This is a genomic window from Bacteroides sp. 1_1_14, assembly GCF_000162515.1.
GTDB lineage: Bacteria > Bacteroidota > Bacteroidia > Bacteroidales > Bacteroidaceae > Bacteroides > Bacteroides thetaiotaomicron.
In genome coordinates, this window is record NZ_GG774704.1 from 684,793 (window position 1) to 692,791 (window position 7,999).

Consider the following 7,999-nt stretch of genomic DNA (forward strand, 5'->3'; position numbering starts at 1 on the left):
AAAAACAAGGGTGTTCGATATTAAAAAGAAAAAATTCCACCTGGTTTAATGTCCTATACACTTTTGAAATATTTCCACTATGTCCTCTATATAGTGCAGAGCTAAATTAGATATAACACAATCCCATTCATTTTCTGGATAGTCATATTCCTCTAATCCGCTAATACGATATTCAATTTGATTTCCTGAATTGCGCTTTTGGGCTTCCTCAATCATTTTCTTACTTAAATCGATCCCTAATATTTTTGTAGCTCCTTGTTCTTCTGCGAACTTGCAGTGCCAGCCATATCCGCACCCCAAGTCAAGAACAGATTTTCCTTCTAACGAAGGAAACAAAGGTTTTAATTGATGCCATTCACCAGCAGCTTTTAACCCCTCTTTACTGCGGGACATCTTTGCATATTCTTCAAAAAACTTCTCATTATCGTATTCATTATTCATAACCTTAACATCTCCTATTTTATCCTTCGGCACCGCCGCCTCCAGGCGGCTCCCCAACTTCATCTGCTCGATAAATGGGAATTGCACCAAAACAATCTAAGACAACAATGCTGCCCTACTTGCGATTTTTTCTTGTACTGCGGAAACAGTTTCTTGAATGGAATAATTGGTCGTATCTACAACATTCGATTCATATATTCCCAGATTGCAAAATTGCTCCCACATTGTTTCTACCAATTCGATATTTGTTTTTCGGTCTAACTTTGAGCGTTCAACAGCTCGCTTCAAGGTTTCTTCCTTACTTGCCCTTAAAATAATATAATGCACCTCATAATGTTCCCGAACAAGACTTTGCCACGGCTTTAAAAACCACGGTCCGATAATACCGTCAACAATTACATCATATCCCCCACGAGCATATCGCTTCGCAGCTTCTAAAAACGCTTCAATGACAATCAAATTTTGCTCATTTGATTCTGGCAAATGCGGTGGTATTGCCCCTTTACTCAAATAATGATAAAAGTCATCTGTGTGCATATGCACAGACTTTTCCAAATCTGATTCTTTTGCAACAGCAGATGCCGTTGTAGTTTTTCCTGTCCCCGGCGCACCTGTGATTACAATAATTCTACCTTGATTCATCTATATTTTACCTCCACAAATTCCGATTTGTTGATAACTCATTATATCATAAATCTATCCACTATATCATAAATCTATCCACTTTTCAATCTATATCACGCAATTAACTTGGAAAGGAACACCGCCGAGCAATGGGTTATCTCGGCGGTCACTCTTTTACTCGTTGTCCGCTCCATACGATACCGACGACGGAATTCCGTTATCATTTAGATTTTTCTCGATATCCTTCACCGGAAGTGAGGAAAAATACGCTTCTCTTCCCTCTTTTATTATAAGCTCGTGGCACGGCTTGTTTCCGGCGTTGTCGGGAATGCGCGCGTCCATTATGTTCACGGCTATCATCTCGGGAGTAATGGCGGCTCTCCCTCCGGCTTGACCTACGCACACCACCGCGTCGGGTCTGTATTGCTCCACCGCTTTTTTAAGAACCTCTCCTGCCTTTCCAAACACCGTCGGCACTTCGAGCTTTAAAATTTCCGCGCCTTGTATTTCGTTTTTCATCATTTTTACGGCTTCTCCCGCAGGATTGATTTTCTCTCCCCCGAACGGGTCAAAGCCTGTGAACAGTATTCTCATTTTATCATGCCTTTCTTTGTCTGTATTCTCTCAAAATCTCGCGGCACCTGTTTTGAAGCCACTCTGTTGTCTCAGTATCGTTTTCGACAGCGTTTTCGTATATTTCCGTCAGCCCTATCCGCAGCTCATAGCATAAAATTCGCTCGGTATATCTCGGCAGGTGAGAGTATTTTCTCTCCCAATACGCCGCAGTTTTTTCCATGCACATGAGCCATGTCCGCCAAAAATACGCGGTCGCGATGTCGTAAAGAAAGTCCCCGTAAGCCGCGCAGTCCCAGTCTATAACGCCACTTATCCTCGATTTTTTGCCTACGATAACATTATTCGAGCCGAAATCCCCGTGGAACAGCGCTCTTTCTTCCGGGCAATAAGATATAAGCTCACGATATGCCGCGAGAAGCTCGTCGATGAGTGAGAGGTTAACATAGCTCCTGCTTACCGCCGTCCAGTCTCTCTCGAATACCTCCGCAAGATATTCTCTCCAGCTGTAAAACGGAGCGTTTCCCGTATCGCTGTCAAACACGCCGCAGCCGGAAGTGCCTGATATATCGGTTCGCGATATTGCTTCGGTTACATCCGTAATATCGCCGAGCAGTCGCACAACCGTTTCTTCATCGGAGTCCTCATATGTAATCCCGTCCGCTTTTACGCTGATGCAGAAGTAGTGCGTGCCGTCAAAGTTGCCTGTTTCAACAACCTCTGGAATAGGAACTCTATCCGAGCGGAAGTGCTCATAGGCGTATTTGTCTTTTTTGAAGCCTTCCATATTTGAATTTATGCGCACGACATATTCTCTGCCGCCACGCGAAAACCAATACGCCTGTGACTCCTGCCCTTCTTTTATCGGAAAAAGCCTTATATCCTCACCGTACTTTCGGCTTAAAAACTCTGTGATGCTTTCTTTTGAATAATCGCTTTTCATGTTCCGCTCTCTCCTTTAGCTCTGTCTGAGGATAATATACCACAAAAAAGCAAAAAAATCTAAGACAACAACGCTGCCCTACTTGCGATTTTTTCTTTTACTGCAAAAACAGCCTCTTGGATAGAATAGGTTGTCGTTTCTATAACATTCGATTCATATATCCCCAAATTACAAAATTGCTCCCACATTGTTTCTACTAATTCAACATTTGTTTTTCTGTCTAATTTTGAACGTTCCACAGCTCGTTTCATAGTTTCTTCTTTACTGGCTCTTAAAACAATATAGTGTACTTCATAATCTTCTCGAACAAGGGCTCTCCATGGTTCTAAAAACCACGGCCCGACAATTCCATCTACAATTACATCATATCCGCCGCGGGCATAGCGCTTTGCAGCTTCTAAAAAGGCTTCAATGACAACTAAATTTTGTTCGTTGGACTCTGGTAAATGCGGCGGTATTGCTCCTTTGCTTAAATAATGAAAAAAGTCGTCTGTGTGCATATGCACAGATTTATCCATGTTCGATTCTTTTGCGACAATCGACGCAGTTGTTGTCTTTCCTGTTCCCGGCGAACCTGTAATCACAATAATTCTTCCTTGATTCATCTACATTCTCCCTCGCAATTCAGATTTACCGCTCTCTTTCTGATTTTGGAGCGTTTCTTCTCTCAAGATTGAAATGGGCGGGAAGCCATTTTAGGGCTTTCCCGCCTTGATTGCCCATCAGCAAAGACGGGCGGGACTGTCAACGGCGGCGCATTTATGCGCCGTTCATCTTGACCGTTGATTGGCCCCGCTAACTTTGCTACTCTGTTCTAAGTAATTCCTCAATTTGTTTTTTCATATATTCTACAAGTGCCATCGCTTCCTTTTCTACTGTCTCCCATTCATCAGACAAATTTCCCAAATAAGCTTCCTTTGCCGTTGTTAGCAGGGGGGGAAATCTCTCCGGCAATTTTAAAATTACCCATTTTGCGGCAACATCTTTTGTCGTGATTTCTTCTGTTACTAAAGTAAACCACATTCGTGATAAGGTTAATAACACATTTCTTTCATCACCCTTAAAGCTGGAAATCAAACCAGGTAAAGAAAACCGAATTGCTTTTTAATTTCGTGAAATGGGATAGCGGGAATAAGCTCTTTGCTTTCCGCCCCTTCAAAGTTATGCTATTTTTCTTGCTTGCCATAATAAAATCATTATATCTGGGTCATTGCAGGCTTGCGGATATTCTCCTGCTTCCATCTCTCCCCTTAGCCATTCACCATACATATACTGACATTTTGGCGGAAATTGCAACGGAACAATATCAGATTGATTGATAATAGTTACCTCTAAAGGTCTTTTTTCAATACAGCCTACGGAGCCAGAAATTTTCAATAATTGCTTTGTTAGATCTGCTCTGATTGAATTACTCAATTCTTGTTTAGTAATTATCAGTATATCTATATCACTATCTGGACGCAGCCCATTCATTGTTGCTGAACCATATAAATATATCCCCAATATTTGACCTTGTAATATGGTTTCTGCTATTGAAATAACTTGATTTACTTGTTGTGGAAATTCATTTATATTCATTGTAACTCCTATATGTATTTATTTTTACTCCTCAACAACTGATAAAACAGCGTCTAAGGCTAATTCTAAGGCTATGGATATACTTGTTTTTCCCCATTCTCTTTCTTGGTATTTATGAGGGTCTGCAAGAGTATCGGCTGAAAAAAGCAGCATAGCCCATGTAACTTTTCTAAATTTTGCACACGCCGCCAATGCGGAACATTCCATTTCTACTACTTGACATCCCTCTTCTTTCCGATACTGAACCATTTCTACTGTTTCTCGATAAAAACCGTCTGTTGTCCATGTTTTAACTTCCCAATATGGTATATTCTTTTGGCTTAAAGCAGATTCAATCGCATTTATACCAGCCTTTGAAATCTCTACTTCTCGGGAGGGAGGAAGATAATGGTAAGATGTTCCCTCATCTCTCAATGCAGAAACAGGTATCAAAAATCTATTTTCCGGGATGTCTTCCAATACGCCGCAGGAGCCGACGGAAATAATCTTTGTTACACCCCCTGCAATTAAATATTCTAAAACTTGGACGGCAGCAGCACTTCCCACAGGAGCCGGACATAGACATATTTTCTCCTGATTATAAAGACATTCATAAATAGGATATCGTCTTGTTGCACTTTCAAATTCATCTATCTGTATTCCATCATGGGTATGTGCATAATTTTCAACCTCGTCTCCTAAAAAAGCAAACACTGCTTTTGCAGGAAAACATTTTTTCCCATTTCCCGGCTGAAAAACAGCTTTTGATGCGGTATCGTACTCTAAAACAGGGTAGTCATGCTTTACTAATGGCATATTATTATCTCGAATAACAGGCTATTATTCTATTCCTTTCATCATCTTTTTTGCCAACTGCTTGAACAGGTCGGCAGTTTCTTCATCCATCGGCGTAAGCTGTCCGATCTGTCCGGCAACCATCGCCGCTACATCGTCAATGGAAAGCGGGTTTTGCTTCTGTTCCGCCAATGCGTCCCGCATGGCTTGGAACATCGCGGCGGTCACAGCTTCTCCCGGCTGTTCCCCGTTGTCAATGTCTTTCTTAATATCCCGCAGGATAGCAAGGAACACATTTTTGATTTTCTCAATCTCCGCCTCATGTTCCCCCATCTTCTGGGCGTTCAAAAGCTGTAAATCCTGCTTTGCTTCCGCCCGGTGTTCCGGGTGTTCTTTCATCAGGTCGGACAGGGAAGCCGTTGCTATCTCGATAAGCTGGTTTCTTGCTGTTATGCCTTTTGCCGCTGTGTCCTGAAAATAAATCCGTATCAAATCTATCAGCTTAGGAAAATTCCTGTGTTCCAACAGGCGGTTGAGGATTTGCACATCAACAGCACCCGTCACAAGCCCCCTTACGGCTCCCTCTGACAAGCCTAATTCAGAAATATCGTAGCTTTTACGGACGCTCACGGTGGACAAGCCCAGTATGTAGTCTGTCGATACCTTAAATTCCTTTGCCACACCTATGAGAATATCACTGCTGACCGTTCTCGTTTCGCCGCTGACAATGCGGCTCAACTGGGAAGCGGAAACGCCTATCTTCTCCGCAAGTTCCTTCTGTTTAGGTTTGGATATATTGTTTTGAGTTGCCACGATATACAATATTTAGATTGGACGTGATTAATTAAAAATGAGGATGGCCACAGAAGTCAGCAACGATGCCAGCGAAATCCAGAACGAGGTGGAACGCACGTTGTTGCCGTTGACGGTAGATTGACGGGCTTTCACTTCATTGGGTTCCACATACACCACGTCATTCTGTTGCAGATAATAGGCGGGTGAAGAATAGATGTGTTCGCCGGAAGTGAGGTTCAGTCCGTACACCCGTTGCACATCCCCTTCTTGCCGTAACACCATCACCTTGGAACGGTTTCCGTAGATGGTCAGGTCGCCTGCCATGCTGAGTGCATCGAGTATGGTCAGCCTGTCCCGGTCAATGCTGAAACGTCCCGGACTGTTCACCTCGCCCAACACGGATATGCAGAGATTGGCAAATTCCACGGTCACGACAGGGTCTTTCACCAAATTCTCCTTTATCAATTCGTTCTTGATACATTCGGCGATTTCTTCCCGCTTCATTCCGGCCACGTGTATCTTGCCAAGTACAGGAAAATCTATCTTACCGTTGGCATCTACGGTATAAGCGGATACTCCTTGATTGCTTGAAGCCGTCACGCCATTTGTCCTTAAAGACTGACCCAATTGCCTGGACACATAAGGCAGGTTGAACAAGTCCGTCAACTGGGGGTCACGGCTGTTGACGATAATGGAAATCTTATCCTCCGGTCGGACTGTAATGGCTTTCACTTCAGGCAACTTGATTTCTGTTTCCCCGGGTCTCAAATCCTGGAAATAAACTACTTCCTTGGAAGAACCGCACGAGCCCAGTGTCACTGTACTTGCGACAATGAGCAAGATGTAAAATACTTTATTTATACTCATATTCCTGATTTTTCTTTGTTTAAGACCTTCTATAGCCTGTGTCTTGAAATACTATGGTGTTTTGGTAGTGCCATTCATTGAATGATTTGCCGTCAACTGGCTTTCCTGTCTTGTATATCCTTTCTACAAATGTTCTTTTCATACACTCCATGTCACCTACGGCAAATGGCATTTCCCTGTCCTCTACACTTGTCACAACAATAGGGAGGGGCACACGAAACACTTTCATCGCATTAATAACCGATTTCGTATAGATGTGACAAAGGTGAAAAGCAGAACGTTCGAATGCCACCCAATAATTATCAACACGGTACAGATGAATATGCTCTCTATTGGAACGCTCACTGAAAAGTATGTCTGACAGATGATTCTCCATCAACTTGCCAAGCTCTATGCCGAACCTGTTCATTGAAATTGTGATTAAATCAATTTATAATAGCATTAATTTTCGGTCGCAAGGGGGATTGATTTTTCCTGTTTGTTAGGGAAAAATTTACAATCGGTTCATATCCTCATGGAATAAGCTGAATATACTCCGCTTCTACTTCTATGGAGGCAGCCAACAAGGTGGGCAGTTCCACCAGCAGCCTTTTTGTCTTCGAACCACGTGTGGTCACCAATGTGCCCGTATATCCGTCCAACTGCCCGCCGATGATGCGGATTTTCCGGTTTCTCATCTCCGGTGTCACCTCGTCAGGGGAATAGAACTTAGGATTATCACTGGCTTCTACCGCCTTGATGAAACGTTCCATATCTGCGACAGGGACGATGATAGGAGTGTGCTGTACACCGAGCTTGTAACGGTATTGAAGCTTGGGGGTACTCTCCACAATGGCATCAAGATGCTCCCTCGTGTCTTTCACGAAAAGCAAGTCCTGCATGAAAGGCACTTCCTGATCCACCCGCTTGCCACCAACTACGACCAAACGATGCACCATAGGAGTGAAACACTGCACCTTCAAGTTCTCGAACATCTTGTAGGCGGGCAATTTGGCATGTCTGCGTTTGAGGTCACGCATGGCATACCAGTGCAGTTTATCCTCTATAGGTAGTATTTCGTCCATGATAATAAATGGATAGCCTTACGCCTTAGTTGGTGAAGGGATACATTTCCGACTCCTCCAAGTGTTTATTATATATTGAAACACATGTAGTTACAACGGTATTATCCAAAAGTTCGGGGAAATTCCCCAGCATTATATATGCTATCATTATCTTATTTCGGCATGACCTCAATCGTACTTTGGTAGACTCGAAATCATGTACATTATCGGTACATCTCTCCGTAAGAGATGTATCATGTTTAGCAATTGGAGATAATTAGGTGATATCCAATGAAGTATAAAATGTAATAATTACAATTTGTCAAACAACTGTTCGACAAATCCTTTTTAAGGACGTATT

10 protein-coding genes and 1 pseudogene are annotated in these 7,999 nt (G+C 42.8%); all 11 read right to left on the reverse strand.

What is annotated here, in order from left to right:
- Positions 1 to 45: 45 nt before the first annotated feature.
- The 11 genes and pseudogenes from HMPREF9007_RS15140 to HMPREF9007_RS15090 all read right to left on the reverse strand — a co-directional run bounded on the left by HMPREF9007_RS15140 (position 46) and on the right by HMPREF9007_RS15090 (position 7,659).
- The gene (locus tag HMPREF9007_RS15140) at positions 46 to 441 is read right to left on the reverse strand and encodes a class I SAM-dependent methyltransferase (RefSeq protein WP_277754653.1); all 396 of its coding nucleotides are present in this window, start codon (positions 439 to 441) and stop codon (positions 46 to 48) included.
- Between the two features lie 96 nt (positions 442 to 537).
- Positions 538 to 1,083 (reverse strand): AAA family ATPase, encoded by a 546-nt coding sequence (locus HMPREF9007_RS15135; protein WP_004292764.1) that lies wholly within the window; start codon positions 1,081 to 1,083, stop codon positions 538 to 540.
- Between the two features lie 156 nt (positions 1,084 to 1,239).
- Positions 1,240 to 1,659: a peptidase C15 gene (locus HMPREF9007_RS15130; protein ID WP_002788929.1), complete on the reverse strand. Its 420-nt coding sequence runs from the start codon at positions 1,657 to 1,659 to the stop codon at positions 1,240 to 1,242.
- A 4-nt stretch (positions 1,660 to 1,663) separates the two neighbouring features.
- Positions 1,664 to 2,581, reverse strand: a complete 918-nt coding sequence (locus HMPREF9007_RS15125; protein WP_002779679.1) for an aminoglycoside phosphotransferase family protein — start codon at positions 2,579 to 2,581, stop codon at positions 1,664 to 1,666.
- A 59-nt stretch (positions 2,582 to 2,640) separates the two neighbouring features.
- Positions 2,641 to 3,186: an AAA family ATPase gene (locus tag HMPREF9007_RS15120; protein ID WP_008761205.1), complete on the reverse strand. Its 546-nt coding sequence runs from the start codon at positions 3,184 to 3,186 to the stop codon at positions 2,641 to 2,643.
- A 199-nt stretch (positions 3,187 to 3,385) separates the two neighbouring features.
- Positions 3,386 to 4,159 (reverse strand): annotated as a pseudogene (gene ant(9), locus HMPREF9007_RS15115) (aminoglycoside nucleotidyltransferase ANT(9)).
- Positions 4,160 to 4,183: 24 nt separating this feature from the next.
- Positions 4,184 to 4,954, reverse strand: a complete 771-nt coding sequence (locus HMPREF9007_RS15110; protein ID WP_002578723.1) for a nucleoside phosphorylase — start codon at positions 4,952 to 4,954, stop codon at positions 4,184 to 4,186.
- Positions 4,955 to 4,978: 24 nt separating this feature from the next.
- Positions 4,979 to 5,746 (reverse strand): helix-turn-helix transcriptional regulator, encoded by a 768-nt coding sequence (locus HMPREF9007_RS15105; protein WP_032539474.1) that lies wholly within the window; start codon positions 5,744 to 5,746, stop codon positions 4,979 to 4,981.
- Positions 5,747 to 5,773: 27 nt separating this feature from the next.
- On the reverse strand, positions 5,774 to 6,595 hold the full coding sequence (locus HMPREF9007_RS15100; protein WP_004292760.1) for a polysaccharide biosynthesis/export family protein: 822 nt from the start codon (positions 6,593 to 6,595) through the stop codon (positions 5,774 to 5,776).
- A gap of 19 nt (positions 6,596 to 6,614) precedes the next feature.
- Positions 6,615 to 7,004 (reverse strand): hypothetical protein, encoded by a 390-nt coding sequence (locus HMPREF9007_RS15095; RefSeq protein WP_004292759.1) that lies wholly within the window; start codon positions 7,002 to 7,004, stop codon positions 6,615 to 6,617.
- A 103-nt stretch (positions 7,005 to 7,107) separates the two neighbouring features.
- Positions 7,108 to 7,659, reverse strand: coding sequence for a UpxY family transcription antiterminator (locus HMPREF9007_RS15090; RefSeq protein WP_004292758.1), 552 nt, complete (start codon positions 7,657 to 7,659; stop codon positions 7,108 to 7,110).
- Positions 7,660 to 7,999: the final 340 nt, after the last annotated feature.